25 protein-coding genes and 1 pseudogene are annotated in these 26000 nt (G+C 61.8%); 11 read left to right on the forward strand and 15 right to left on the reverse strand.

What is annotated here, in order from left to right:
* Window positions 1-58 precede the first annotated feature (58 nt).
* Window positions 59-988: a hypothetical protein gene (locus G4D79_RS31145; protein ID WP_118605370.1), complete on the forward strand. Its 930-nt coding sequence runs from the start codon at window positions 59-61 to the stop codon at window positions 986-988.
* Window positions 989-1333: 345 nt separating this feature from the next.
* Window positions 1334-1903, forward strand: coding sequence for a hypothetical protein (locus tag G4D79_RS31150; RefSeq protein ID WP_118605367.1), 570 nt, complete (start codon window positions 1334-1336; stop codon window positions 1901-1903).
* Window positions 1904-1919: 16 nt separating this feature from the next.
* On the opposite strand, the gene G4D79_RS31155 is transcribed toward G4D79_RS31150, so the two are convergent.
* Window positions 1920-2294, reverse strand: coding sequence for a hypothetical protein (locus G4D79_RS31155; protein ID WP_181991990.1), 375 nt, complete (start codon window positions 2292-2294; stop codon window positions 1920-1922).
* Between the two features lie 135 nt (window positions 2295-2429).
* Here G4D79_RS31155 and G4D79_RS31160 point away from each other — a divergent pair, with 135 nt between their 5' ends.
* A complete protein-coding gene (locus G4D79_RS31160; RefSeq protein ID WP_214514820.1) occupies window positions 2430-2825 on the forward strand; it encodes a hypothetical protein in 396 nt (131 codons plus the stop codon).
* A 767-nt stretch (window positions 2826-3592) separates the two neighbouring features.
* On the opposite strand, the gene G4D79_RS31165 is transcribed toward G4D79_RS31160, so the two are convergent.
* The 6 genes from G4D79_RS31165 to G4D79_RS31190 form a co-directional block, all read right to left on the reverse strand.
* On the reverse strand, window positions 3593-3928 hold the full coding sequence (locus G4D79_RS31165; protein ID WP_118605358.1) for a hypothetical protein: 336 nt from the start codon (window positions 3926-3928) through the stop codon (window positions 3593-3595).
* Window positions 3925-4704 carry a hypothetical protein gene (locus G4D79_RS31170; protein WP_238704776.1) on the reverse strand — a complete coding sequence of 260 codons (780 nt, stop codon included), beginning with the start codon at window positions 4702-4704 and terminating at the stop codon, window positions 3925-3927. The genes G4D79_RS31165 and G4D79_RS31170 overlap by 4 nt, the downstream gene beginning before the upstream one ends.
* Window positions 4705-5015: 311 nt before the next feature.
* The gene (locus tag G4D79_RS31175) at window positions 5016-5327 is read right to left on the reverse strand and encodes a hypothetical protein (RefSeq protein ID WP_118605355.1); all 312 of its coding nucleotides are present in this window, start codon (window positions 5325-5327) and stop codon (window positions 5016-5018) included.
* Between the two features lie 26 nt (window positions 5328-5353).
* Window positions 5354-5968: a TetR/AcrR family transcriptional regulator gene (locus tag G4D79_RS31180; RefSeq protein ID WP_118605352.1), complete on the reverse strand. Its 615-nt coding sequence runs from the start codon at window positions 5966-5968 to the stop codon at window positions 5354-5356.
* A gap of 120 nt (window positions 5969-6088) precedes the next feature.
* A complete protein-coding gene (locus G4D79_RS31185) occupies window positions 6089-6496 on the reverse strand; it encodes a hypothetical protein (RefSeq protein WP_118605349.1) in 408 nt (135 codons plus the stop codon).
* A 140-nt stretch (window positions 6497-6636) separates the two neighbouring features.
* Window positions 6637-7143 (reverse strand): HNH endonuclease family protein, encoded by a 507-nt coding sequence (locus tag G4D79_RS31190; protein WP_214514830.1) that lies wholly within the window; start codon window positions 7141-7143, stop codon window positions 6637-6639.
* 44 nt (window positions 7144-7187) lie between these two features.
* On the opposite strand from G4D79_RS31190, the gene G4D79_RS31195 reads away from it, so the two are divergent.
* The 3 genes from G4D79_RS31195 to G4D79_RS31205 are packed head-to-tail and all read left to right on the forward strand — an operon-like array spanning window position 7188 to window position 11094.
* On the forward strand, window positions 7188-8294 hold the full coding sequence (locus G4D79_RS31195) for a tyrosine-type recombinase/integrase (protein WP_214514821.1): 1107 nt from the start codon (window positions 7188-7190) through the stop codon (window positions 8292-8294).
* Entirely contained in the window at window positions 8291-10498 is a 2208-nt protein-coding gene (locus G4D79_RS31200) for a site-specific integrase (RefSeq protein ID WP_118606757.1), read from the forward strand. The genes G4D79_RS31195 and G4D79_RS31200 overlap by 4 nt, the downstream gene beginning before the upstream one ends.
* Window positions 10495-11094, forward strand: coding sequence for a DUF6262 family protein (locus G4D79_RS31205; protein ID WP_047269065.1), 600 nt, complete (start codon window positions 10495-10497; stop codon window positions 11092-11094). The genes G4D79_RS31200 and G4D79_RS31205 overlap by 4 nt, the downstream gene beginning before the upstream one ends.
* Window positions 11095-11137: 43 nt before the next feature.
* Here G4D79_RS31205 and G4D79_RS31210 read toward each other — a convergent pair whose 3' ends face one another.
* Complete coding sequence (locus G4D79_RS31210) at window positions 11138-11737, reverse strand: HNH endonuclease family protein (RefSeq protein WP_235808525.1); 600 nt, start codon at window positions 11735-11737, stop codon at window positions 11138-11140.
* Between the two features lie 616 nt (window positions 11738-12353).
* Between G4D79_RS31210 and G4D79_RS31215 the strand changes: the two genes are divergently transcribed.
* Window positions 12354-14411 (forward strand): DEAD/DEAH box helicase, encoded by a 2058-nt coding sequence (locus G4D79_RS31215; protein ID WP_214514822.1) that lies wholly within the window; start codon window positions 12354-12356, stop codon window positions 14409-14411.
* Window positions 14412-14442: 31 nt separating this feature from the next.
* Window positions 14443-14685: a hypothetical protein gene (locus G4D79_RS31220; RefSeq protein WP_118606747.1), complete on the forward strand. Its 243-nt coding sequence runs from the start codon at window positions 14443-14445 to the stop codon at window positions 14683-14685.
* Between the two features lie 292 nt (window positions 14686-14977).
* Here G4D79_RS31220 and G4D79_RS31225 read toward each other — a convergent pair whose 3' ends face one another.
* The 4 genes and pseudogenes from G4D79_RS31225 to G4D79_RS31240 form a co-directional block, all read right to left on the reverse strand.
* Window positions 14978-17467 carry a site-specific integrase gene (locus G4D79_RS31225; RefSeq protein ID WP_238704826.1) on the reverse strand — a complete coding sequence of 830 codons (2490 nt, stop codon included), beginning with the start codon at window positions 17465-17467 and terminating at the stop codon, window positions 14978-14980.
* Window positions 17464-18723, reverse strand: coding sequence for a site-specific integrase (locus G4D79_RS31230; protein WP_118606749.1), 1260 nt, complete (start codon window positions 18721-18723; stop codon window positions 17464-17466). Before G4D79_RS31230 ends, G4D79_RS31225 begins: the two co-directional genes overlap by 4 nt.
* Before the next feature lie 331 nt (window positions 18724-19054).
* Window positions 19055-19390 carry a hypothetical protein gene (locus tag G4D79_RS31235; RefSeq protein ID WP_238704752.1) on the reverse strand — a complete coding sequence of 112 codons (336 nt, stop codon included), beginning with the start codon at window positions 19388-19390 and terminating at the stop codon, window positions 19055-19057.
* A gap of 938 nt (window positions 19391-20328) precedes the next feature.
* A pseudogene (locus G4D79_RS31240) lies at window positions 20329-20463 on the reverse strand (ATP-binding protein); the annotation flags it as partial.
* A gap of 145 nt (window positions 20464-20608) precedes the next feature.
* On the opposite strand from G4D79_RS31240, the gene G4D79_RS31245 reads away from it, so the two are divergent.
* Window positions 20609-21670: a site-specific integrase gene (locus tag G4D79_RS31245; RefSeq protein WP_181991961.1), complete on the forward strand. Its 1062-nt coding sequence runs from the start codon at window positions 20609-20611 to the stop codon at window positions 21668-21670.
* Window positions 21667-21984, forward strand: a complete 318-nt coding sequence (locus tag G4D79_RS31250) for a helix-turn-helix transcriptional regulator (RefSeq protein WP_064445096.1) — start codon at window positions 21667-21669, stop codon at window positions 21982-21984. Before G4D79_RS31245 ends, G4D79_RS31250 begins: the two co-directional genes overlap by 4 nt.
* A 16-nt stretch (window positions 21985-22000) precedes the next feature.
* Here G4D79_RS31250 and G4D79_RS34830 read toward each other — a convergent pair whose 3' ends face one another.
* The gene (locus G4D79_RS34830) at window positions 22001-22345 is read right to left on the reverse strand and encodes a hypothetical protein (protein WP_073513720.1); all 345 of its coding nucleotides are present in this window, start codon (window positions 22343-22345) and stop codon (window positions 22001-22003) included.
* Between the two features lie 123 nt (window positions 22346-22468).
* On the opposite strand from G4D79_RS34830, the gene G4D79_RS31255 reads away from it, so the two are divergent.
* Complete coding sequence (locus G4D79_RS31255; protein WP_238704751.1) at window positions 22469-23635, forward strand: integrase; 1167 nt, start codon at window positions 22469-22471, stop codon at window positions 23633-23635.
* Between the two features lie 13 nt (window positions 23636-23648).
* On the opposite strand, the gene istB is transcribed toward G4D79_RS31255, so the two are convergent.
* Both istB and istA read right to left on the reverse strand, forming a co-directional pair.
* Window positions 23649-24305: an IS21-like element helper ATPase IstB gene (istB, locus tag G4D79_RS31260; protein WP_274542417.1), complete on the reverse strand. Its 657-nt coding sequence runs from the start codon at window positions 24303-24305 to the stop codon at window positions 23649-23651.
* Between the two features lie 17 nt (window positions 24306-24322).
* Window positions 24323-25984, reverse strand: coding sequence for an IS21 family transposase (gene istA / locus G4D79_RS31265; RefSeq protein WP_118604224.1), 1662 nt, complete (start codon window positions 25982-25984; stop codon window positions 24323-24325).
* Window positions 25985-26000 lie beyond the last annotated feature (16 nt).

Here is a 26000-nt window from a genome sequence, read left to right on the forward strand (position 1 = left end):
TTTCGCTTGCCACCCACCCTCGCTAAGCTGGTGGATTCCTACTGGAAGGCGCCGCACCATGGCACACAATTTCTTCGAAGACCCCAACTTCGCTCGTGTCGCGGCAGAGCAAGCGGCAACGATCGACATGAACGGCATACGAGATGCCGTCCTGCAGAATGTCACTTCGTTCGATACCACGTCATTGCAAGAGGCAGCGCGGAACGCGTCAGCATTCAACACGGTCAATCTCCTCAATTGGCAAAGCCCGGCGAACGGCGTGATGGCTCGTATAGCCGAGCAGCTCACCTCGCCCGCATTCGGTCAGATGCAGAACCTGGCCAGGGATCTGGATATGCCGTGGCTGGACTCGATCTCGGCTTCGCTGAGCCCAGTAGGTGATGCGGCATGGTTGGCGCCCTATCTGCAGACCGTCGACTCGGTGACGTTGTTCGACACTGTCTTCTCGGCTCAGTCGCCGATCGTGGATCTCGTTGGGCGGATGAGCGATGGCGTGCGGGATCAGTTCGTTATTTCTCCGATCCTGACCGATACGTTGATCAGTTCGCAGTTCACCACGATGCTCGATTCGATCGATGACCTGGCGACTCCCTCACTGATGAATCAGTTCCGCGATACCGTCCTCGCGCCGAACATCGGCTCGATCCTGGACAACATCGCCGAGGCTGCAGATCACGATCTGATCGACGAGATCGAAGACTTCCTCGCAGATGTCTCTGACGAGCAGGAAGCGTTCGTCGCCGATTTGATCGATGCCAACCCCTCTCTAAAGATGAAGTTCCAGGGCGCGGTGGCGAGCGTGAGCGGGAAGATCACGACCACGGTGAGTGAGCGGCGCCTGCGTGCTGGTCTTGTCCTGTTCGCGGTGACCGGCATCATTCATACGGTGCTACTTGTTGCGCCGGAAGAGTTCCGCGATCAGGCCATGCAGTTCGCGACGATAGCCGCGCTGGTCTACGGGGTGTTCGTGTTTCACGAGAACCGGTGACATGTTTCCACACTGCATGCAGGACAGTCATTTTCACAATGCCACACTTACGGTTAGCCCTGTGATTTGATCTTTCGCCTGCCGCCGGGAGCGCACCCATCTCCGAGTCGGGCCGTCGAGGGGTTCGTGTAGGCCGGAAGTCCACTGTTGTCGCCCTCGCCAATGACGCCATCGCTAAGTGGCACAAGCATTTCGCTCGCAAGAGGCAGGTCTGATCACGGACGTACGCATCCTGGCCGTTGCACTCCTCTCCCGACAGGTCGGACTTCCGAGATCGCTCTCCGCCCTCCAGCATCTACCGTAACGTCGCCGTGAGACGACATTCATGTCAACAAGAGGGGCCTTATGCGGTGGTTACTGTTGATGCTCATCGTGATCGGTCTTGCGGGAGCATTGCCGTTGGCGAGTGCCGCCCCCGCCCATGCCTGCTCATGTGTCTATGCCCCTGATGGACCTGAGATCGACGAGCTGGTCTCGCAGGCCGCTTCGGTCTTCACCGGTACCGCGACTGCCAAACGTGAGAGCGACCCTGTCTGGATTTACGAGTTCGATGTGCGCGAGGTCTTCGCGGGGGACGTCGGCTCAACGGCGACCGTATCGGCATTCGAGCTCAGTGCTTCCTGCGGTCTCAGTTTCGAGGTCGGGACCGAATACATCGTGTTCACCTCTAGACGCGAAAACCCCGCAGCATCATGGTCTGTGAACAGTTGCTCGGCGACGACTCAGTCATCTAACGAACGAACACGTGCTGCCGCGGTGGCCGTCTATGGAATGCCTCGGACAATCGATCCGCAGTCGAGTGCGGGCAGCGGCGACGGCGAGAAGTCCTTGTGGTGGGTACTCACCGTGATCGGCTGCGTCGCCGCGCTCGGCATAGTCCTGTTTGTCTGGCGATTGAGATTGCCCAGACGCTGACAGGCCGCGGGCCTGCCTACGGGGCGCCCGAGAGTTGATAACTGATGTATTTGTCACCCCATTCGAGGTAGGCAGTCGACGTTGCCTGGCCGCGGATCTGGTCGTTCTGCCACTGGTAGACAGGAAGACCCAGTGGGATCGGAAAGGAACTCACCCGTTCGAAGGTGTAGCTCGTGCCATGCCCCTGCGAGTACCGCTGGTCGAGCTCTTCACGACTGCGTGGCGGAAAATTGCTGATCAGGTAGGTGCGACCAAGGGATGTCATCCGCTCCGGCGGTGCGAATACGTTGGCACTGCGAAAGGCGGAAGCAAAATACAGGTAGGCCACCGCGACGATGGCGACCAGCGCCACCACGACGATCTTCGACGTGCGAGGGTGCGACAGCGACATGGTTCACCGTACAACGGGAAACGGACCATGCACCTCACTGGCACGGAGTGGCATCGTGTGGGTCAGCCTCCAGGTGGCGGAGTCCAATGGCCCAGGTTGGCAGGGATTTCCGTGGGCGGACGATAGTCTTCTCCGATGGGCGAAGGTCGAACATCTGGCAGTAAGTCTCGCAGGACTGATGCAGTGGTCATTTCCCTGTTCGTCATCGTCGTTGGCATTGTCGTATTCGCGATTGCGCTGGCCGCTCCGTGGATGGGCGCACCGGGCAATTCCGCGGGATTGTGCGCTGAGCGCGCACCGTGGGGAACTCCGGAGAACCCGCCTTACCCGGGGCCAGCCGGGGTACGCGCGGTTCGGTCGTGGTGGCCGATCGGGGTGACATGTGACGGCCCTGACCCAGGCAATGGTTTGAATGTCATTGTCCAGCCGAAGAACTGGGGTCCGACGATCGTGGCGTACATTTCGCTCGCACTCACCTTCCTGGGCGCGTTCACACTGGCGGTGCAGTTGAAGCGCCCGGTAGCTCTGTAGCGACAGGCGAGCGACCGGGGTTTCTCGGCGCCCCATCGACTGCGGGCAACACACGGAACCCCTCTCACAATGCACGTGGAAGATAGTGCACGTCTTCGCTCTGCACCGTCAGGTTCATCACCGCCTCGTACGCCTCCGGAAGTGGTAACCGACATGCTCCGCCGACCGGAAATGCCACCCTTACAGCGTTTCCCGCGTCATCGACCAGCCACACCACAGGTGTAGGAATGCTCGAGACTGTGGGACACTCGCCGAACCATGGCGATTTGAGGGAGTCCCGCTTCAACTGTGCCACTACATGCACCATGTCCCCAGTTAGGACCGTCTGCGAAAGGATCGCCTCACTGAAATCGTCTGTGTATCTGATGAATTGGCACACCTCGACGGATGTGGGCTCAAAGTGGTCGGGAACCGTGCCAGCAGGGGGTAAGGGATCCGATGGCGGCTCGGGCGACTGTACCGGTCCCGGGACCGCCGCGGCGAGGATCTCCGGCGCTGTACAGGTGGCGTGATCGACCGCCGATCCTGTCGGCAACGACGCGGGGGCGCGGCGTTCGTCGAGGGTGCGGAACGAGATCACTCCTCCGACTGTGAGTGCAGCGATCACAACTGCCGTGGTGAGGCTCGTCCGTAATCGCTGCATAGCCAACAGTAGGCCCGCGCTACCTGAACTCAGGACACGTTCGATCTCACCTTTCACCGCGCAGCAGTCAGATCCGCCGCCGAGTCCGCGCATTCCTCGAACCACGGGGCAAGATCGACAGGCACTAGTGTGGTGCGCTGGTCACGGCGTCGGACGTGACCCACAGCCACAGGTCGAGGCCGGTTTTGCCGTCGCCGGTGGTGGCATGAATTTTGACGCACCCGAGCCACTGTCCGTCGCTCAATCTTGCCCATGCGTGGAGTGTTCCGGGCATGGTTCCTTCGAGTCGGAGGCCTCCGGCGAGTACTCGCAATGGCAGCCTGTCGGGTCTTTCCGCGTTCTTCGCGAGAGGGAGGGCTCGGTTCATCTCGACGACTACTCGGCGGGGCTCGTCGAGTTGGTGCAGGGTCGGTGTCAGCGGCCAGGGTTCGTGCCAGCCGGTGAAGTCGGGGGCGGTCATAGCGCGCGGTGCAGGGGTTGCTGGTGCGGTGTCTGTGCAGCCCAGTCGACGGTGCCGTTGGCGGCGCTGAGGTCGAGTGTGGCGGATCGGGGCCGGAATCCTCGGCCACTGACTTCGACGTCGACGGTGATGCCGGTGATCCGGCCGCGGCCTTGTCCGAGACCGGTGTATCCGGTGACCTGACTGTCGATGCGGACGTCGGCGTTGTCCCAGCGGCCTTCGGTGACGACGAGGCACGAGTTTTTGCTGCGTGCGCGGGCGATGACCGCGCGGGCTCGGGTGGGTGGGACGGCTTGTCCGGCGAGGCCGAGGACGACCAGATCCATCCCGTCCAGCAAAATTGCTGCGACGTCGATGGCGGCGTCGCCGGGGGCGGGGACGAGGGCGCAGCGGTTGAGGTCGGCGCCCATTTCGGTGGCGGCGAGGAGCCCGAGCTTGGGGAGGCCGATGACGGTGGCGTGCTTGCCGCTGCTGGTGACGGCTGCGATGAGGCTCAGCAGTATCGAGGACGCCCCGTTGACGGAGGTGACGGTGCCGCGGGCGAGTCCTTGTTTGGGGAGCAGGGCGGCGAGCGCGTCGGGGGCGGGCAGGACGGTGAGTGTGGACCCGGCCGGGAGCGCTTCTCGGGCGTCGAATCGGGCGTCGGGTTGCTCGACCGGGACTGCGGGTGCGGCGGCGCCGTCGGTGCGGGCGGGGATGGAGGCGATGCGGCGGCGGAGCTGCTCGATGCGTTCGTGCGCGGGGAGGTTCGTCAGGGTGGGCGGGGTGGTGGCCACAGTGGTTCGACCTCCTCCGCCGGTGCTGCTGTCACCGCTCACTCTAGTCGAACGTACATTCGATTTCGAGTGGGGTGCGGGGCCGGATCGGCGGGTGCGGCGGATTGATGCTCAGATACTCGACTCTTGTTGCGCCGCTGCTAATCCCCGGTGCAGGTTCAGTCGGTGTCGTTTACTTGTGATTTCCGGTGCGTTCGGTTTGGCCACAGTCCGCGCAGTGCCGACTGTTGTTCACTCCGCTCGGGTGACATTCCTCGTCGCAGGACTCGGACGGAACGTAGTCGTGCTTGGTGCTTTCCATTGCAGATCTCCTAGTGGGTGTTCGGACGGGTCACGATTCCGCTGGAGAGGGCGCGGGCGGCTCGTATGCTCCGGGCGGCGTCGGCGAGGTGGTTGACGATGTCCTGGTGCTCCGCTTCGTCGGCGAGGAACTTCTCCACCTGCTTGGTTGTGGCTGCACCTTTGTAGGCCTGTTTGAGGGCCTCGACGGCGTCGAGGACGCTGAACTGGGCCATGTCGAGTGCGTCGAGCATCCCGCCGAGGTTGACCAGCGCCTGCTCGCCCTCGGGGTCGCTGCCCTCGTCGGCAACGGGGCGGAGGTGGAGCGGTTTGGCTGTCGTCATCGTCGGTGCCTCTCTGGGTGTCGGGTTCAGTGGGCGAAGGCGAGGTGCATGGTCAGGAGGTCGTCCACGCGGGCGGCGACGTCGAGGTCGTCGCCGTCGATGTCTTCGAGCAGTACAGCGACGGTGAATCCTGCGCAGAGGTTCCATGCGCGGCGGCGACTGTCGACGTCGGCGCTCACCTCAGCACGGGTGATCGCGGCAGCGAAGACGGCATCGGTCGCGGAGACCCATCTGCGGAAGGCGCCCACTCCCCCGCTGACTGCCCTTTCGAGGATCAGCTTCATTCCGGCGCGGGCGCGGACGGAGGTGGTGACGATGTCGGCGAGGGCTTCGAAGACTGCGCGCAGCTGCGTGGTGGCAGGAAGTTGTGTCGTTGCAGCGTCGGCGAATTCGGCTTCGATGGTCGCTATCCAGTCTTCGACGAGCTGTTGCGCGATGGCCTCTTTACTCGGGAAGTGGTAGAAGATCGCACCTTTGGTGAGATAGCTGCCGTTCAGCATTTCCGTGATACTGGCGGGGAAGTACCCGAGGGCGTCGAACACGTGCGCCGTCTCGTCGAGGACTTTCTCGCGCGTGACCTTCGCTCGTGGCTGAATGCAGGGTGAGTGGGCGAAAGTGAATGTGGCGGTCGCAGTGCTCATGTCGGATCCGTTTCTGTGGTGAGCGGCCCGGCCTGTCAGCGCTATTCGGGCAAACTATGTGGTGGAGACAAACTTTACCGTCGATCGTTCGCGCGTAGTTGGATCGTTCGACAGGACAGACTATTTCATGATCGCTATGGATCTCGTCGAGTTGAGTTGGGCCAGAATAGAACTGTCACGCTCGATCCGTGAATGGAGAGCAATCCGCGTGACCAGGCACAGCGCCGCAACAAGTGCGAGGGTCAGGTACGCGGTCAGCGACCACAATGCCGTCAGGTTCGTCGCGAGCGCGAGCCAGATCAGGCTGCCGTCCGCTATCCGGTTGACGAACCCGGCCCGGCACCCTTCCCACAGCGGCTTGGACAGGACGGCGACGAGGACTGTGGCGCCGGAGACGAGCATCAAGACCAGAGCCAGCATCGGGATCGATACGGCGTCCGCGAGGGTGAGAACGCCGAGGACTCCGCCGAGCGCAGCTACCACGCCGATGAGGCGGGCAGCGACATGGTGAATCCTGGTGGTAATCATTGGGTTCCCTTGCGAGATCGTGTGGGTGGCGTAGGCGCCGACGAGTGTGGGTGTGAGTGTAGTTGCCGCGCAGCGGGTGTGGGCGGAGTGCGTAGCGCTGAACCGCGGGACGCGGTTCAGCGCTACATGGAGGGTGGACTTCAGCAGGTGGCGAGGATTTTCTGCATCGCGTCCTTCTCTGCTTGCGTCACCCACAGGTGGTAGATCGATTTCACCGTGATCTGCTGGGAGACGTAGGTGCATCGGTACGCCTTGTTCGGCGGAAGCCAGGACGCTGCGTCGGAATCGGACTTCTGGCCGTTCGTCGGGCCGTCCACGGGGATCAGGTTCCGCGGGTCGTTGGCGAGGTTTCGGCGCTCTTCCGGGCTGAGTTGCTGGGCACCCTTCTGCCACGCGTCGCTGAGGGCGACGACGTGATCGATTTGCACGGCGGTCGAGGTGTCTTGTCCGCGAACGAATTTGATGGTCTTGCCGGTGTAGGGATCAGCCAGGGTGCCGGAGAGGACGACACACTGCTTCGTCCCCTGCTTGTAGACGATGTCGGTCAGGTCACGGGCGAGGATGTCGTTGCGTGTTATCTCTAGCGCCGCATCAGGATGAAGGCACGGTAGGCACGGCGTGTCGGTGGGCCTGTCCCTCGTGGTTATCTAATAGCGTCTATGTCACAGGTGGGACAGCCATAGGAGTGGCGATGTCGTGTGCTGTAGAGAAGGTCATTTCACTGACGACGGGGCAGTCGGGTTGGGTGATCGTGGACGAAGAATCCATGCGCCCGGTCGCGGAGGCTTCCGAGTGGGTGCTGTTCATGCAAGGCGCCGGAAGGTCACCTCAAACAATCCGCGCATACGTTCCTCGGGTCTGTTGGTTCTTGAACTGGACTGCCGGTCGCGGACTGGATTGGCACGAGATTCGTGTAGGTGAACTCACTCGTTTCAAATTCGCCGTCGAACACACCCCAACCGTCCACTACCGGCTGCGCTCCGGCAGATCGGTCAACGCAGTGATGACTGCTGTCGTCGAATTCCTCAGGTTCTGCGGAATGCGTGGATTGGTCTCCGCAGATGTTGTTTCTGGGCTGTCCCAGCCCAAGTATCTGGCCTACGCACCCCGCGATTTCCACGAAGGTGAATCCGGTCAGCATCGGCTGATTCGTGCCAGAACCCTCAAAGCGCCGGAAGTCGTAAAGCCTCCGGAAATTATTACTGAAGAACAGTTTTCGCATGCTCTGAACTCCGCGAACACCGAACGAGACCGTTTTCTGGTGCTGTTGCTGGTTCGTTCCGGACTCCGAATCGGAGAGGCATTGGGTTCGCGCCGTAGCGACCTGCATTTCCTTCCGACCTCGGTTCATCTGGGATGCCAGGAACGTGGACCTCATGTTCATGTTGTTCGGCGTGAAGGCAATTCGAACGGTGCCCGCGCTAAAGGACAATCCCGAGTCGTACCGGTCAGCGACGAGGTGGTCACTCAGTATCGCGAGTACCTTCTCGAACGAGACAGCGTGCCCACCGCAATGACCTCGGACTTCGTGTTCGTCAACCTTCTCGGGCATCACGCCGGTTCGCCGATGTCGTATTCGAACGCAAAACAGATTGTGGAAAGGATCGGCAACCGTGCCGGTTTCCGATTGCGGCCCCACATGTTCCGGCATACGGCAGCCACAATCTGGACGCGCAACGGCACCGGTATCGACGTGGTTCAGTCGTTGCTCGGTCATGTGAGCCGAGCATCGACCGCGATCTATCAACACCCCGACGCGGAGGACCTGAGGGCGGCAGTGGAAAGAGTGGGCATATGAGCATCACCGCTCTACCCCTCGAGTCAAGTGCCCTCTCGACTGGAAACGAACAGACCTGGAAAGCGTGGTTGATCGAACGAATCGACCCGCAATGGCGAGTCGCGGAATGGGATTCACGCCGACAGGTATTCACCGGAGACGTCGACAACGAAATGACAGCGGTCTATCTGTGCCGAGTCGACCGATGCATGACGGTCGTGGAAATCTTCGACCGCCGTTGCAGGCGGTGCGAACGCCACCGCAAGCTCAACGGGACCTCACCTTCATTCTTCGACCGGACATTCGACCCCGATTCGGTTCCACGAAGAGACGAAAAAGCCTTTTCGAAAGTCGATTTCGAACTCAGTGAGGTGAACGGCACTGTTGCGGCGGAGATTATTTACGGAGTGCAGCAGCGTGACCGTGATCAGATCATCTTGGTTCCGATGCGGATCCGCAGCATAGTTTCCCACCTCCCACCGGATTGTCGCTCACTGCTCGATGTCGCCGGAAATCGCCAGTTCGAGAAGGCACTCGGAGCTGCAGCCGGTGGTGTGTTCCGGTCGTTGGTCACACATCTGCAGCGGGCGCACGTCGTGTACTCCGGTACTGATCCCACCATGGCCGACGTGTGGAAACCTGCCGTCGTGGGCCTGCAAGCTGCTCCGGACCGGCGATACAGTGCGGCCGGTGGCGTTGTGGACTTCCGAGAGATCAGACAGCGATGGCTTCGAGAGATCACCAAACAATTCGGCCGCGAGGTACGCCCACCCGTGACGACACTGCGGCACACCGTTCATGCCGCCGAAATCGCTTCACGGCAACTCTCGCTGCGCACGAACGGCGATCACCCCGAACTACTCGACCACGGTGACATGAGCGCTGTCGTCGAGGGTTTCCGCACCAGCGCCGATCGAGAGGGCAAGCCCCATTCCTTCACCCATCGACGATCATTGCTCGGGTGGTGGCGCCGACTTCTCGAGTTCTCACGCCGCACGGGCGCAATGGATGACATCCCCGGCTCCTTCGCACTCGATCTGCGTTCGCACACAATTGCCCAGGTCGAGACCAGCGAGGACGACTTCGGACGCACGATCCCCGAACATGTCATCGCACAACTCGATCAACACCTCGAGCTGCTGGGTAGGCACTCCACGTACTCCGCGCCGGGCTGGAACCCTGACGACTACGCCATGATGTATCAGACGGTCTACCAGATCATCCGGGACACCGGTCGACGCCCGAGTGAAATCGTCGGGCTCAAACGCTCATGCCTGGACTGGGTCGACGGCAAGCCCACACTCGTCTACGACAACCGTAAACGTCGCAGAATGGGGCGTAGATTGCCGATCAGCACTGCAACGGCAACCGTGATCGACCAATGGCTCGACCACCTTCAATCGCTGTCCGTTCCGGACACACTGTGCGACTGGCTCTTTCCCACGCCAGGAACCCGCAACAACATTCGCCGCGGGCACTTGAGCGGTGCGCAGTTCGGGTCCCGGGCCTTCGCCATCTGGATCGATGCAATCCCGGAACTTGTCGACGAAAGACTCGACGATGACGGAAACCCAGCTCTTTACGACAGATCAATGATCACTCCTTATGGATTGCGGCACTCCTACGCTCAGCGGCACGCTGACAACGGCACACCGGTGGACGTCCTACGCGAATTGATGGATCACCGCAGCGTCGACACGACCATGGGATATTTCTCCGTCACACTCAAACGTAAACGCCAAGCCACCGAGGAGATTTCGAAGTTCGCGATCGACAGGCACGGACGACCGGCGGGATTCACGTCGGTAACGGAGTACGAGCGACAGTCGGTGGCCGTGCCCTTCGGAAACTGCACCGAACCCTCGAACATCAAAGCCGGCGGCCAACACTGCCCGATCCGATTCCAGTGCGCAGGATGCTCCTTCTACCGACCGGACCCGTCCTACCGGCCCGCAATCGAGCAGCATCTCGCAGAGCTGCGCACAGACAAAGAAACTGCAATCGCCACCGACTCCGCGTCGTGGGTGATCACCAACTTCGACGCCCAAATTCACGCGTTCACGGACGTCATCTCGTCGATGGACGCAATGCTTGCCGACCTGCCCGCAGACCAACGCGCGGTCATCGACAACGCCTCCCGCGAACTGAGGAAAGCGAGGACCGCAGCTGCCTTCATACCGCTCGAGTCCGTAACCACCCACACGAACGAGGACGAACAACGATGACTGCCGATGACCGTGACATACGAACCCAACGGCTCATCGCCTCCCGTCGACGTGACAGCGCTGACAAACAACGCAGAACGCTGACAGTCATCGCCGACCTCTCATCCGCTGGCGAACGCATCAACATCAGCGAAATAGCGCGTCGCGCAGGCGTTTCTCCATGGTTCATCTACAACACCGCAGCAATTCGAACCGCCGTCGAACGCGCCACAGAAGAGCACTCCCACACCGCCACCAGAAGCAGCGCCGGACGCACGTCCGCTACGGCGGACAGTCTTCACGCCGAACTGTTGATGGCGCGTGAGGAAGTTCGGGCGCTACGAACGGACCGAACCAAGCTCGAGACCAAAGTGCAACTACTACTCGGCAACCAACTCGAACACCTGCCGCACGACACACTGCTCGCCCGTATCCACGAGCTCGAACAGATAGCAGCCGAGCTGCGCTCGGACCTCGACTCCGAACGCAGACGCGCCGACACCATGACAACACGAACCGAAGAACTCCAGGACGAGCTCACCGCCGCCCGCGCCTCACTCAAAAGGATGGTTCAAAGCGTTTCTCCAGCACGACGAATCGAAGCAATCGGCACATAAGAACACACCCCAGCAAGCATCGGAATCTACGCGGAACTGTGAATCAACACGCGGACAATACGGCAGACATCGCATCCTTCTCTGCTTGAGTCACCCACAGGCGGTAGACCGACTTCACCGTGATCTGCTTCGAGACGTAGGTGCATCGGTACGCCTTGTTCGGGGGAAGCCAGGATGCGGCATCGGAATCAGACTTCTTCGCGTTCGTCGGTCCATCCACCGGGATCAGATTTCGGGGATCGTTCGCCAGATTCGTGCGCTCCTGAAGACTCAATTGTTGCGCACCCTTCTGCCACGAATCGCTCAACGCGACCACATGGTCAATCTGAACCGCAGTCGAAGTATCCTGTCCCCGAACAAAATTGATCGTCTTTCCAGTGTAAGGATCAGCCAACGTGCCAGAGAGAACAACACATTGCTTCTTTCCTTCTTTGAAGACCACGTCAGTCAGCCGCGAAGCCAACAGATTATTGCGCGTATCGCACCCGTCATGCCCGAACTCCACATCGACATCATCAGACCATGCCTGACCGAACTGATCTCTGCTGTAACCAGTTTTCGGAGCACGCCCCTTCACCGGAAGCGTCTCCAACAGCGCAACGGAAGAAGCCACATCAACATCGTGCTGACCAGGGCTATCCACAGACAACGATCCTGCTGGGATCACATCCGCCAACGTCGTACTGCAACCGGAAATCGACAACCCGACCAAGGCAGTGACGGCAACCAGGAGGGAACGGGAACGCACCAAGCGACTATGCAACGTGAAACTCCTAAATCATATGCAGTGCAGAGGATCTGCACTCTTATCAACAAAACTCATGAGGATGATTGTCGGGAAATCCCGACATCAGACCAGGTGTGCTACACATCCACCGAACCCAATCAACCGGCCACGTGCGTGATTGAACATGCCATCGTCCCTATCCGTGCGGTCGAACCGGTCGACCGTCACACGAACTGACCATCGTCACTCACATAACTCACACCGTCGACATCGAACAATGGGGGCCTACCAGCAAGGTTTTGAGATATGTCAAAACTGCGTGCAGATAATGCGTGTGTCACAACCATTTCTGGCCAGAGGTCCGTCGTACTTGTCGGTCCATGCGGTTCCGAAGACGCAACTTTCTCTGCACTAGTGCGACTTGCCTCTGGTGTGCGCAGGCATGCTCAAACAGTTTGGATTGGGTGCGGGCCGTTGGCCCGACATGGCGTTAATCTTCAGGAATGATGATCAATGTTGTATAGTGTTGTTTATGTTTGATGAGAATTTTCTGAAGGTGGCTGAAGCAGCCGCCTATGTGGGGGTTTCCGCGCAAACCCTTCGGCGCTGGGATCGTGACGGAACGCTGAGCGCAGTAAGACGACCAGGAAGCAACTACCGCTACTACCGCCAAGCCGACCTTGAACCCTTTCGGCTGCAATATCGACGCGCCGAGGAAGCCGCAGCGAGCGGTGCGGACAGCAGCGTCTTCGCGACAGCGAACGCTGATGTCGAAGCTAACGCAGCACTGCGGGAACCTCAGCGCGAAGCACACCGAGCGGTCCGGGAGCATTTCTCCGGTGACAGGAGTCCTGCGATCGTGCAGATTCCGGTCGGCTGTGGAAAGACCGGCATCATGGCTACGCTGCCTTTCGGCATTGCCCAAGGTCGTGTCTTGGTAATCACGCCGAACCTCACGATTCGAAAAGGTGTCGCCGACGCCGTCGATGTCACCAGTCCACAATGCTTCTGGACGAAGTTTCGGGTGCTATCTGACTTCACGGCTGGACCCTGGATGGCCGTGCTCGACGGACCGAACGCCAACCTCCACGATGCGATCGAAAGCGACTTCGTTGTCTGTAACATCCAGCAGTTGGCGAGCCAAGCCGACCGTTGGCTTCCCCAGTTCCCCGAAGATTTCTTTGACATGATCCTCGTCGACGAAGGTCACCACGCCGCCGCAGAGAGCTGGCAGAAGGTGTTCCGTCGGTTTCCTAACGCGAAGGTCGTTAGTCTGACGGCGACACCGTTCCGCTCTGATCAGCAGCAACTCCACGGTGAGATCGTCTACCGTTACCCGTTCACTCGAGCGATGGTCAACGGCTACATCAAGCAGATCCACTCACGCAACGTCGCGCCTTCGGAGATCTATTTTAACTACTCCGACGATAACCGCCGCCATACTCTCGAAGAAGTCCTTGAGCTGCGTGAAGAAGCGTGGTTCCGCCGTGGCGTTGCGCTTAGTCCGGAATGTAACCGTCACATCGTTGAGACCAGCATCCAGCAGTGCGAGCGCATGCGCGCACAAACAGGTATTCAGCACCAAATCATCGCCGCGGCATGCTCAGTCGACCACGCCCGACAAGTTGCCAGCATTTACAACGAATGCAACTATCGGGCCGCGGAAATTCACTCGGGTATGGACTCCGACAGCCAAGACGCCGTCATCGAACGGCTGCGGCGAGGCCAGCTCGACTGCATCGTGCAGGTTCAAATGCTCGGCGAAGGCTTCGACCATCCACGACTTAGTGTCGCAGCCATTTTCCGGCCTTTTCGCAGTCTTGCGCCCTACATCCAGTTCGTCGGCCGAGTCATGCGCGTAGTCCAGGAATCCGCCCCCGAGCATCCTGACAACCAAGGCCACATAGTTTCACACGTCGGGCTGAACAATGACGCTCGCTGGTCTGAGTTTCGAGAGCTCGACCTTGACGACCAAGCACTCGTTCACTCTTGGGTCGACGGACAGACTGACAACGATGAGGAGGGCGAAAACAGCGGTCCACGCGCCCGTCGGTTCGATGGCGGGATGCTGGTCGACAGTGAGATCCTGACCCGTTTCGTTGAACAGACCTACCTCGACCCCTCCGATGACCGAGTGCTGGACGAGATGCTCGACAAGGACATTGCGCCCGGGCTGAAGTTGGGTGACCTGGTCAGCCGAGACCAACTGCGCGAACGACTACTCGCGCAACAAGCAGCCGCAGAAGTGCCAGTGCCGCAATCGATCCCCGTCTCGCCGCAGCGTGCCCGTCAGTCAGCCAAGACCCGTGTCAACGAGCGCACGAAATCAGTTGCCAACCGTCTACTGGAAGATCTGAAGCTGCCACCTCGTGGCTACCAGCTCATGGCCGTGAATCCAGGTCGACGACAGCATAATTCCGTGATCGCGATTCGTCGCGTTGCTGCTGCAATCAATGCGGAAATCGGTATGCCCAACGGGACACGCGGCGAATGGTCACATGAACAGATGACCAGCATCTTCAATCGCCTGGACGAAATCGCCGATTCAGTCCGAGATTCACTGAGAATCCAACTCGATCAACGTAACTGAGCGGCAGCGGAATACACAGATAGGAGTTGAAATGCCCATCAAATCGGTTCTGCGACACATCCGAGTTGAAACGCCCCGAACAAACCATCAACGTAAATGCGCAGCGCACCAGAGAGGAAAGCAGGCGCATTACATACTCGCCGGTGACACTCACCTCGTCATAACAGAGGACAACAAGGACATCAGGTACTGCCTGGATGCCGCAGCCGAGATCCTCGACCGCGCTCAGAAGGATCTGGAGATTCTCCGAAATCAACTCGGTGCGCTGAAGTAGGTGCGTGTTGACGTATTGAAGCTCCGTGGATTCCATGCCGAGGCATTTCCCTCCTCCTGTTTCTCAGGCGTAACCGTGCCAATCAGTTGCGCGGTGAGTCCCCGTTCGAGCCAAATTCTGTCGACAACGACGGCTCGCGAAGAATCAGGAGACGGGCGATTGGTCGGCATCCGACTGGGCTGCATGTTAGGGCGTGCGGCGGACTGCTGCGTGTCCGCGCTTCACTGCGCAGTGCCGGCGAGCAATGCGAGAGAGTGGATTTTGAAACTTGCGATTCTTCTTTCTGGCGTGGTTATAGCGTAGGCGCCCTTCCAATGATGGAACCGAACGAAGGGATTCCGAGATCGGTCGTTCCCGATCCTCGTTTCATCGTGGCGTCGATTTGTGCCAACTTGTCCTTGACTCCGGTGTAACTGACCTGCAGTCCTTCGACTTCTCCCAGCCAGCCTTCCTGTTTTGCTTCGATGATGCGCGCTTCGAGGTTGTCTCGGATCTCTTCGAGCCTGCCTCGCTGCGTTGGATCCGGCCTCAGGAGTGAGCATCTGACGCAAGCATGCTCATGGATGCAGGGTGTGCCGAACGATCGCGCGCAGGTCCCGACCGATACTTTCCGCTTCTCGAAATGCGACAAGAACGCATCCCATTCCTCGTCGGTCGGTGTCCGGTATTCCTCACTAGGCCTCATCGAACGACGACGCGCGATGAACGCTCGGTGCGCTTCGATAGTTTCCGAGGGGTAGACGGCCTTGTAGCCCATCGTCGTGTCAATTGTCTTGTGCCCGCAGATAACCTGTGCGATATGGGGTGGCAGTCCGTTCATGATCGCGTCGGTGACGAATATTCGCCGGAAGTCGTGAGGCTGAAACATCAACGGATCGCCACTGGCATCGGTGAGAGCTGCCGCCGTGAGCGCATTGATGAGGAGCTTGCGGACGAAACTCGGTGGGATCGCGCGGCGTTCGTTTCCGATTGCCCGCTGAAACAGCAGCGGCATCGGCGGATTCCAGAGCTTCTCCTGTGTATCGTAGGCAGCCACGAGAGGTATCGATCCGTTTGGTTGCCGTGAACGTTGAACTACCGCACTGAGGACTTCCGCAAGCTCGGGACTGACCAAGATCAGCCGCTCGGTATCGGTCTTCGATGGAGCTATCTGCAGCAGCGGAACCAGTTCGCCGGTACTGGGTAGTCGGTATTCGGTGATGCTGTGGTGACTCAGCTCGAGGAGCTCTTCATGACGGATACCGCTGAGCCGCAGCACTTCGATGGTGGCGAATGCCCAGAATGCTTCCTCGTCCTCGTAGGTGAGATCGCGACGAGCGCCGTTAACAGTATTGTCGGCCCACATGACCCGGCCGGTTCCCCGAAGGATCAAGGATCGTCGCAGTTCTCCGTTGGTTCCCGCGATCACCTCACCTGGTTCGGTGTTCTGAGCCGCAACAAGTAGAGCCGCTGCGGCCGCGCGGCGGTCAGCGGCGGACCGAACCAACTGAGACAGGACGGGTAACCGCTCACGGGTGCGCTGATCCATCCGCGCTTTGCGGTGTTTGAGTTCCTTGCCTCTTTTGACCTCGGCGTCACTGATCGGGCAGGGCGCCACCCACTGCGCCCAGCGTGCCGGATCTTCGACGGCCCAGTGCGCGAGGTCGAGATAGAACGCGCGCACTTGCAACAGATTGTCTTTGTAATTCTTTCGGGGCGAAGTTGTTTCGTGCTTTCGTCCCGCCGCGTCGACGGCGGTGCGTGTGATCGAGCTCAGGTCGTCCTTCCATGCGCGGGCGACGTCAGGCGGCAGGTGCAGGGTGTCGATACCGGGTGCGAGTGTCTCGACGCGGCTCCAGAACAGCCCGGCGAGCCCTCGGGCTCTCGAGTTGAGGCTGGTGTAGTCCAGCGCGGGTTGGCGCTCGCGCAGATAGTCAATGAGCAGAGCTCGGATCGGTTGGTTCTCGATCGGGTAGCGGTCGACGAGTTGTTCGATCGTCAACTGTCCGACGGGAGCGCCGAACGCGCGGATGCTGTGTGGTGCGTCCTCGGGAAAGATGCCCATCGCACGTAGCCGCAGGTAGAAATCGATTTTCTTCTGACCGCGGCGGGAGTGCACCTGCGCCATCGTTTCGATCAGCTCCACGCAGTCGCCGACAGTGATCTCGGCGACCGTCCCGCCTTTGGATACCAGCAGGGTCGCGATTCTGGTCGCTGCGATTCGTGCATCGGCTCGCGAGGTATCCGGCTGAGTGGCAGCAAGCTCGTCCAACCGCGCGAATCCGTCCGGATCTCGCAGCTTCGCCATCATCGGCGCGAGAAACGGGTGCGCCCGGGAGAGCATCCACGGCAACTGCGGCCGGATCACGTCCAGGCAAAGCAACATCAGCAGTCCTGCAGCCAGGTCGTTGCGATCGTGTCTGACAGGGCGCCCCTGTCGGGCAATCCATTCCACCGGGAGATCGGCCCAGGAGGCTGTCGCGCCGTAACGAGACCCGCGAATGTTCTCGGCGCCGCTGGCGAGCCACCGGGCTTGCCAGGTATCGCCGGGCACCGAAGCCAACCAAGTCAGTATCTTGATCACGCCTCGGTGCCGTCCGGCTCGGGTGGTGACCGCAGCCTCGGCAAGCACCGAGCAGTTCAGTCGGGCCTCGACCTCCTCGGCAGAGGCAGCGGTGTGCGGCCACCAGAGTTCAACTTCGCGTGGTGGAAACTGTTTGTGCAGTTGGCGAATCCTCGAATGCGGCACCGGTGTGACCTCGAAGCGTTCCGGGCGGGTCATGTGCTTGACGGCAGTGCTCACAACGTCCTCCCGAACAACACGCTCAACGCTGCCGGATCGTACCCAGGTGCAGGAGGCGGTAGAGGAGTCCTCGGATGTTCCCGCTGATCAGCAGTACGAGCGTGGTGGGCCAGGACGCTGGTGATCACCTCGTCCTTGTCGGGTGTCAGATAAATTTCGGTCGTCGACAAATGTGCGTGCCCCAACACCTCTTTGACCTCCACCAAGGACAAGTGCGGGTCGTTGGCCATCCGCCTCGCTGCACTGTGACGTAAGTCGTGCAGAGTCCAATCCGAACCGAGAGTGGCGTTCGCACGCTCGAACATCCGATGCGCCGCATGGTAATTCAACGGGCGACGAGGCCTTCGCAGTGTCCACCACAACGGTTGCATCCGTCCGGGTGGCACCTCGCCCCGCAGCTGCTCCTGATACAACCGCAACCAGACGAACGCGTCTGCCGACGCAGGGACCTGCTCCACCGCACGTGTTCCCTTGCGCACCACGGTAATCAACTGTTGACCAGGATCGACATCGCACTCGCGGACTCCCAACAACTCCGACGCTCGCACCCCGGACGAAATCCAGAACGCCACCAACGCCCGGTCCCGATCCGACGACAACGCCGCGAACAACTTATCGAACAGATCCTCGGGAATCGCTCGGGGAATCCGCTGCGAGACCCGAGGCCGGTAGCGTCCCACACGCTCAGGTGCCCAATGATCCATCGGATTGTGGTGCGCATGAGCCCGTCTCGACCGGCGAGAGAGATCGAGAGGGAACGGATTCAGGAGCGGGCCAGTACTTGCGTCCCGATGAAAATCGTAGAAACTTCGCAGCACCGTCTCACTGTGCGCCACTGTCGCCGGCGAGTATCCGGTCCCCAGAGCCGGTTTGCCGGTGACAGGATTCGCTGTTGCCGCAGCAGTAGCAGCCGACTCGGCGCTGGCCGGCACCACTGATCCTTGTCGTGCCTTCGCCGTCAACTGGATCCAACAACTGAAATCGCGGGCATCGACCCGAGAGGCACGATCCCACGCCACATCCACAGCGTGAAGGAACCGCCACCACCTCAGCAGATCCATACCGTATGAACGCACCGTCGCCACCGACCTCCCGGAAGCGATCAGCTCCCGGAAGAACACCTCGACGGACTCCACTCGTTCATCGTCGCTGCCCTGCAGGATATAAGGCTCCGACGTGTGGCCGGTCGCTGTCAACCGACCCACTCGGGCCACCACCAGCCCCGACAGATCTCTCGAACTTTCCCCTTCGCTCATGTCCGCAAGCTACCGACCCACATCGACCTCACTCCTTCAGACCTGCACCGTTCGGCATTTAGTTCAGTCAACGGGGCTTCGCCTGTGCCGCAACCTCTTTCGTAACCAGGGACATTCGGCAACTTGTCGACGACAGTCACCGATCCGAGCAATTCGTCAAGGCGAGGCGTCGACTCGCCGGCCACTTCTGTGACCACGAGAGGTGCAGCAGGTGCACTCGTCTCCATTCCCGTCCAGGGGCCTCCCTGAGCAACCGCTGCGCACCCCGAGACCACGGTCATAAGAAGCCCCGCAGCGGCAACACACGTGGCGACCTTGCGCCTCATCATCATCATTCTTTCGTCTCTGCTGAGGGCCACATCAATTCGGCGGCGTTAGGTGCGACGGACGAAAGGCTGACTCTGCAGGAGAAATTCGAGGCCACCTCGCTCGGATCCGCAGCAGGAGCAAACGCGGGGTACTCGTCGAGCATCACGATCAGTCGACCACTGTCTTCGTCACCTTGAGTTTCGGAGCTGTCCCGCTCTTCCTTTTCGTCCGCGTTTCGTGCCGCTGCGGCAGCTTCCCTGGCTCGCGCGGCGAGCGTTGCGACAGACGTATCGGGGGGTTCGATCGGCGTGGTCATGGTCTCCCTTTCCTGGCGAGCCGATGCGGTTGCGTCCGGCATCGCCGCACGCTAACTCCGGACCTGGACTGGATGACGCCGTGCACGCACCTCCGTACAGAACCTGCAGCTCAGGCTCCTTTGCTTCACCGTCACAAAGCCGTGAAAATTCAGACGGTGCCCCCGGGTGCACAGGTTTCAAGAAGCGGGCCCGATTCGGCACCGGCGAATGGCAGGACTGACGAGTTGGTCGATCGTGTGGGGTAGTGTCGACGCTACTGAGAATGCACCGGGTGAGTCGGGGGCACACCATTTGGTGGCCTCCGACTTTCTTGTGTATGTCCTTCAGTTCCTCCCGCGCCGATTCCACCAACCGCGTCGCCAGCCAATGGGGACGGGCGCGCGGTTCGTGCGGTCGCCGACTTCAAGAGCCGAACATCGTCCACGGCCATGCACGCACGCCTGACAGGCGCGCACGAGCAACCCACCGGTAGCCCGCCCGTCAGCAACAACCAGGCAGGCCGTGTGCGCCAAAATCCGACCAAAGAAATTGGCGCACAGTCCAGGTTGGCCCGCCCACACTCTCTGGGGGATGTCGAACGGGCCAGGTACGCGTCGCGGGGGGTGCGCCCCGCACCCGGCGACGCTACTTCGCTGCGCACTTCGATGCATGTGGGAGTCGAGGGCGTCCGTTCCGCCGCGCTCCCTCTACGAGCAGACCAATCCACGGGTCTGCCTCAGGTCGGCCACAATCAGGCGTAGTTCGGCTTCACGATTCGGCCGCCGAGCTGGATCTTCATCTCCGAGCACATTCGTGTGGCCGTGGTATCCCCGCAGTTAATCATCCAGTTGGAACCAACAAGGAATCCGTACTCCAGCCTGATGGCTTCGCCGGTTTCGTCCGACACCGCTTGTCGGTGAGTTCTGACACCACTCGGGCCGGATCCACGCCGGGGATGTAGGTCTGCGTCGACACCACTGCTCGGGCGTACGACCTCCGGTCAGCTCGTCTGCTTCTTGGTGGCCTGGGCCAGACGATAAGAGTCGGTGCCGGTCTCCAGGATGGTGCCACCGAAGGTAAGCCGGTCGACGATGGCCGCGCACAACCGGGGGTCGGTGAATGTCTTGGTCCAGCCATCTGGGGTTGGCACTTGTTCGTCTCCGTGGAAACCCGCAGCTCGCTGGGACTTCAGCATGTTTTCGCGTTCTAGCCTTCTTCAAGCTGTGAGCGGTCTATATTAGGTGCTACCTTAATCGTTCAGGTGTGAAGAAGGTGTGCTGATGACCGAAGGTCTGCGGCTGATCCCGGGCAACGTCGTTCCGATAGAGTCGATCGAGTCAGATCCTGTTGTGTTCCAACGCAACTGCGTGGACGCCTTCGTCGCGTCCTGGCGAGCTCGGGGCTTCAGCCCAGTCACTATCGACAACGACATCGGGCTACTCGAGCGGACGCTGACGGCACTGGGCCGGCCGGCGTGGGAAGTCACCGCCGAGGACATCGACCGAGTCGTCGGCAGCCTCGCAGTCGCGGGCCGTGCTCCGTCGACTCGGCGGGAGTATGTGCAGATCTTCAAGGGATTCCACTGGTTCCTCCAGGTTCGCAAGGCAGCCGAGATCGAGGCCGTGTTCGGGGTGAAGCTGGTCTGTCCGGTGGATGAGTTCAACGCCTCCCGCCATGTCGGCGACGATTCGCCGGCGCTGGTGCCGCCTCCGACTCCGGAGCGCGTGCGGGAGTTCTTCGAGTTCATGAAGGCGCGCATCATCACCGCCCGAAAATATGGGCCGGCAGCTCGGGACTACGCGCTGTTCCGGACGCTCTATCATGCCGGACTGCGCTCGGAAGAGGCTGCGCTGCTCGACCTTCCGGATGTGCATTTCGATCGTGGTCCGTTCGGCAAACTTCATGTCCGCTTCGGTAAGGGCGCCAGGATGTCCGGTCCTCGGCCGCGATGGGTTCCGATGCTCGACGGTCTGGACCTGGTGCTGCGCTGGTTCCTGACCGACGTGCGGCCCAAGTTCCCGGACTCGCCGGTGTTGTTCGCCGACGAGTCCGGCGGGCCGCTGCATCGTGGAACGATCCGCAACCGGCTGCGATATCTGATGGAGCTCGAAGGGCGCCCGCGTTCGGAGCGGTTCAGCCCGCATGCGCTGCGACGTGCGTGCGCGACCCACAACTATGAGCGTGGCGTGGATCTGGTTGCGATCCAACAGCTTCTGGGTCACTGGACCGTCGGATCGACGATGCGGTATGTCCGGCCATCGGAGACCTTCATCGAGGACGCGTATCGGCGCGCGGTGACCACCACCCTGGCCGAGCTCAGCGGAGAGGACGAGCGAGCGTGAGGATCAAGTGGCGACTGCGGATGGCCGCGGCCCAACGCGAAGTGTGGACCGGGACCGAGCTGCGCAGGCTACTGGCAGACAAAGCCGGGCTGGAGATGTCGGCGGCGTCGGTGTCGGCGCTGTTCACCAAGGAACCCACCCAGATCAAGATGACGACGCTGATCGCGTTGTGCACTGCCTTGCAATGCACTCCGGACGACTTGTTCGAGATCGACGCCACTCCCGTCGAGCGTCCTGCCGATCCGCCAATTCGACCGGCGCCGACGCAGCGCCAAGCCGTCAACGCCCGCGGCCGCTCGCTTCCGCCGATGTGACGCTTCGACCTGGAAGTCATTGCAGAACATGGGTAAACGCCAGCGTGACTGTGCCGAGTGCGGCGGACCGGTGGGCATCATCGGCCGCGACCTGTGCTGCCGGTGCACCGCCCGCGCCAAGGACGCGGCCGCCAAGCAGCCGTGCCCTGACTGCAGCCGCAGTAGGGTGCTGGTCGTCGAGACAGGTCGTTGCGTGATTTGTTCCCGCCGGTGCGCGCAGTGCGGTCACAAGGTCCGCTTCGCGGAGGCCGTGTTGTGCCGGGGCTGCCAACGCAAAGCCGACCTGCAAGCTCGGCAACAGGACTGTCCGCGGTGCGGCAAACCCGGGTATCTGCGCGTGGACACCGGCTGGTGCGGTCACTGTTCGAGGCCGCGCCCTTCGAAGAAGCCCCCGCGCGTCTGCGTCGCCTGTGGCGTGTTGCGTCGCCATGCCGGCCGCGGCATGTGCTCGCGATGCTGGCAGCGCCATCCGGATCGGCCGCATGTGGCCGGCGAACATCTCCTAGCACGTCTTGCCGACCCGCCGGATTGGCTGCCCGGCCTGATCACCTGTCTCGCCGACGGCTATTCGCCAGGCCGTGCGTGTGTGGCGGTCACCGAGCTGGGGCGACTGCTCGACGACGAGCACTCCAATCATCCGCCGTCCCTGCTCGACAGGGCACGCCGCTCAGGCCGTTCCATGGGTCCGCTGGCCAGATCGATGCAAGATTTCTTCACCGAACACGGGCTGGCGATGCCGACCGACCACAACGAGCGACTCGCCGCCGGCCGCCGGCAACGGCGGATCGAAGCGGCCCCTGAACCGCTGCGACCGGCAATCGCAGGATTCGCCGAGTTCATGCTTACCGCCAAGGCCCGTGCTCGCCGGGCCGGAACACTGCCCCGCAGCGATTCGACCATAGAGGCCGCACTGGCGGCCGTTCGAGATTTCGCTTCGTTCTTGAACAGTGAACGCGGGAAACAAGATTGGGCGACCGTCGAGCTCGGCGACGTCGAGGCGTTCCTAGTTTCCCTGCCGAAGTCGCGCCAGCGAAGACTCACCGTGCTGCGCCAGTTTTTCCGATTCGCGCGCAGTCACCGTCTGGTCCTTGTCGATCCGACGAAGAGCCTGGACAGGAAAGAGGCCAAGGGTTTTCGTGGCCGGACGCTCACTCTCGAGCAACAACGCCGGTTGTTCCAGCGGTGGACCACCGACCTGCTGGTGCATCCGCATGAATCCCTGGTCGGCATCCTCGCCTTGCTGCATGGCGCTTCCAGTCGCGAAGTCCGGCTGCTGACCTGCGACGATGTCGATCCGCTTCGACAGACCGTCAGGCTTGGCGAGCGACCGCATCCGGTCCCGATGGACCCGGCGAGCTGGACGATCGTGCAGCGCTGTTTGGCCCAGCGCGCCTCCTGGCGCACCGCCAATCCGCACGTCATCGTCACCAAAGGGACCAAGGCCGGACGGTCACCCGCATCGGTCGCCTATCTGAGTCATGTGCTCGACGATTGCGGGTTCGGCCCGCGGATGATCCGCTGCACTCGCCTTATCGATCTGGTCAACACCATGGATCCGAAGCTCGTCGCCGCGGCATTCGGCATGACCGCCGGGGCCGCCATGATCTACCTGGCAGACTTCGTCGACCCCACCCGACTGCCGAACCCGTGAAACTTCGGCGCGACTACGCACAGATTCGCGCGAACATGTGCGCTTTGCCGAAGGACTCGTTGGACGCGATCGCGACCGAGGCCTTCTCCTCACGCTCGGTGAGGACCTGGAAGAGGAGTTCCGCACCGCGGCGGTCGAGCTGCATGTAGCCGAGCTCGTCGATGCACAGCAGGTCGACTCGGCCGTAACGGGCGATGGTCTTGGCGAGGGTCATCTGGTCGGCTGCTTCGACGAGCTCGTTGGCGAGCTGGGTCGCCAGGGTGTATTTGACGCGGTAGCCGGCCATGGCGGCCTCGGTGCCAAGGGCGATCAGCAGGTGCGACTTCCCGGTGCCGGAGTCCCCGATCAGACACAGCGGCTGGCCCTTGTGGACCCATTCGCCCTTGGCAAGGGTGTGCACCACGGCGGGGTCGATGTTCGGGTTGGCGTCGAAGTCGAATGCCCGCAGGGACTTCTCCCGTGGGAACTTGGCCGCCCTGATCCGCCGCTCGGACCGGCGGCGGGCGCGGTCGTCGCACTCGGCGAGGAGCAATTCGGCGAGGAACCCGCGGTAGGACATCTGCTCACGCCCGGCCCGGTCGGCGTACTCGGTGAAGGAGCCGCGGATGGTGGGCATCCTCAGCATCCGGCAGGCCTGGTCGATCGCGGCGTCAGCGGCTTCCTCGGTCATTCCACGGCGCTTGGTGGTCACGGTGCAGCTCCTTCGTTCGGGTTCTCGCGACGGTTGGGCAGCAGCTGGTCGTACTTGTCCACGCTCGGCAGTGGGCGAGTGTCGGCTGGGAGGTGTGCGCGCAGCCGGCGCTCGGTCAGCGATCGCACGGCAGGGGCCTCGCCTTCGCCGTACGCCTCTGAGCCGACATGGGCGGTTGGGTGGTCCAGGGCCGCGTCATCTGCCGTGTCCTCGTGCTTGCGTGCCTCCAACGCGACCGCGTCCGCGGTCAGCGCACCGGCACGTAGCGCGGTTGCGAGCCCGGCGACGACCTGCTCGTGGGGAAGGTGGCGATGCAGCATCAGCACCTCGATCAGGGCCCGGGTGCCATCGGCGTCCCCGTGGGCCTTGCATGCCGCTGCCCACCAGGCGTCGTGCACCTGGGTGAACTGTCCCGATGCCCGTGCCTGCTCCAACGCTGTTGCTCCGGGGAGCGCGCCGGGTTTGCGGAGGAGGACCTCGAGGTAGTGGTCCAGGTCGACCCGAGTCGCGCCCTTGGTCATCAGTCGCTCGTGGCGGGCGATCTCGGTCTTGCCGTCGTAGATGATCAGGTCGCTGGCATTGAGAAGCACCCGGGCTTGGCGGCCGACCAGACGCGCGGGGACGGAGTACTTGTTCATCCTGACCGTGACCTGGGCGTACCGATCCACGCGCGGGGTAAACCACCGGCCGGTCTCGAACACCTCGACAGGTAGTGGCGCGAGCAGTGGCTGCTCGGTGACGAAGTGCTCCCCGACCGTGCGGGCCCGGGACCCGATCCGACGAGTCTCGTCTGCCAGGTCCCACTCGTCGACCAAGCTGTTGAGCTCGGAGAGGGAGTCGACCTCGGGGATGGGGACGAGGTGGTTGCGGCGGAACCAACCGATCTGGCCCTCGACGCCGCCCTTCTCGTGGGCCCCCTGGATGCCGGGTTGGCAGTAGAACGCCTCGATGCCGTAGTGCGATCGGAACGCCGTCCAGCGGTCGGCCTCGACCCGCTGACGGCTGAACCCAATCACGCTCGCGACCGCGGCCTTGAGGTTGTCGTAACGGATCTTCCCGACCGGCACCCCGCCGAGGACGCGGAAGGCGTGGGCGTGGCCTTCGAAGAAGGCTTCCTGTCCCGCAGAGGCACTGATGCGGTGCACGGCCTTGCCGGAGTAGGAGAGTCGGAGGCTGAACAGCGCGCAAGTGACAAGCTCGCCCCGCAGCTGGATGGCCACATCACCGAAGTCGACCTCTGCCTCCCTGCCCGGGAGATGTTCTTGTGGGATGAACGTGGCTGCGGGCTCTCGACCGGCCTCGATCCGGATCTCCCGGCGTCGGGTCGCGACGTAGTCCCGCACCATCCCGTATGAGACCTCGTGGGCGTCGTGCTCGTCCAGAAGCCGATCGAAGATTCGCTTGGCGGTGTGACGCTGCTTGCGCGGAGCATCCAGATCGTCTCGCAGCCAGGAATCGATCACCCCGCGGTGTGGATCGATCCTCGATCCACGCTTCGGCTGTGGCTTGCGTGGCTCCGGCCACGCCGAGGCCTGCGCGGCAGCCACTGTCCGGTACCCCACGCCGTGCTTGCGCTGCAGGGCGCGGTTGGACATCCCGGCGCGGACATCGCGCCGGATTGCGGAGTACAGGTCGACCCTGGACCTACCCGCCGGCACGGACACGCCCGTCTTG

It is taken from the genome of Rhodococcus sp. WY5, assembly GCF_018588185.1.
Taxonomy (GTDB): Bacteria; Actinomycetota; Actinomycetes; order Mycobacteriales; family Mycobacteriaceae; genus Rhodococcus_F; species Rhodococcus_F qingshengii.

Bases quoted from the DNA above. Each gene is read 5' to 3' on its own strand.
- istB (WP_274542417.1), bottom strand. From the start codon at position 24,305: ATGACCGAGGAAGCCGCTGACGCCGCGATCGACCAGGCCTGCCGGATG.
- G4D79_RS31245 (WP_181991961.1), top strand. From the start codon at position 20,609: ATGACCGAAGGTCTGCGGCTGATCCCGGGCAACGTCGTTCCGATAGAG.
- G4D79_RS31185 (WP_118605349.1), bottom strand. From the start codon at position 6,496: ATGATTACCACCAGGATTCACCATGTCGCTGCCCGCCTCATCGGCGTG.
- G4D79_RS31155 (WP_181991990.1), bottom strand. From the start codon at position 2,294: ATGTCGCTGTCGCACCCTCGCACGTCGAAGATCGTCGTGGTGGCGCTG.
- G4D79_RS31165 (WP_118605358.1), bottom strand. From the start codon at position 3,928: ATGACCGCCCCCGACTTCACCGGCTGGCACGAACCCTGGCCGCTGACA.
- G4D79_RS31150 (WP_118605367.1), top strand. From the start codon at position 1,334: ATGCGGTGGTTACTGTTGATGCTCATCGTGATCGGTCTTGCGGGAGCA.
- G4D79_RS31220 (WP_118606747.1), top strand. From the start codon at position 14,443: ATGCCCATCAAATCGGTTCTGCGACACATCCGAGTTGAAACGCCCCGA.
- G4D79_RS31145 (WP_118605370.1), top strand. From the start codon at position 59: ATGGCACACAATTTCTTCGAAGACCCCAACTTCGCTCGTGTCGCGGCA.
- G4D79_RS31160 (WP_214514820.1), top strand. From the start codon at position 2,430: ATGGGCGAAGGTCGAACATCTGGCAGTAAGTCTCGCAGGACTGATGCA.
- G4D79_RS31180 (WP_118605352.1), bottom strand. From the start codon at position 5,968: ATGAGCACTGCGACCGCCACATTCACTTTCGCCCACTCACCCTGCATT.
- G4D79_RS31205 (WP_047269065.1), top strand. From the start codon at position 10,495: ATGACTGCCGATGACCGTGACATACGAACCCAACGGCTCATCGCCTCC.
- G4D79_RS31200 (WP_118606757.1), top strand. From the start codon at position 8,291: ATGAGCATCACCGCTCTACCCCTCGAGTCAAGTGCCCTCTCGACTGGA.
- G4D79_RS31230 (WP_118606749.1), bottom strand. From the start codon at position 18,723: ATGAGCGAAGGGGAAAGTTCGAGAGATCTGTCGGGGCTGGTGGTGGCC.
- G4D79_RS31175 (WP_118605355.1), bottom strand. From the start codon at position 5,327: ATGACGACAGCCAAACCGCTCCACCTCCGCCCCGTTGCCGACGAGGGC.
- G4D79_RS31195 (WP_214514821.1), top strand. From the start codon at position 7,188: ATGTCGTGTGCTGTAGAGAAGGTCATTTCACTGACGACGGGGCAGTCG.
- G4D79_RS31215 (WP_214514822.1), top strand. From the start codon at position 12,354: ATGTTTGATGAGAATTTTCTGAAGGTGGCTGAAGCAGCCGCCTATGTG.
- G4D79_RS31235 (WP_238704752.1), bottom strand. From the start codon at position 19,390: ATGCCGGACGCAACCGCATCGGCTCGCCAGGAAAGGGAGACCATGACC.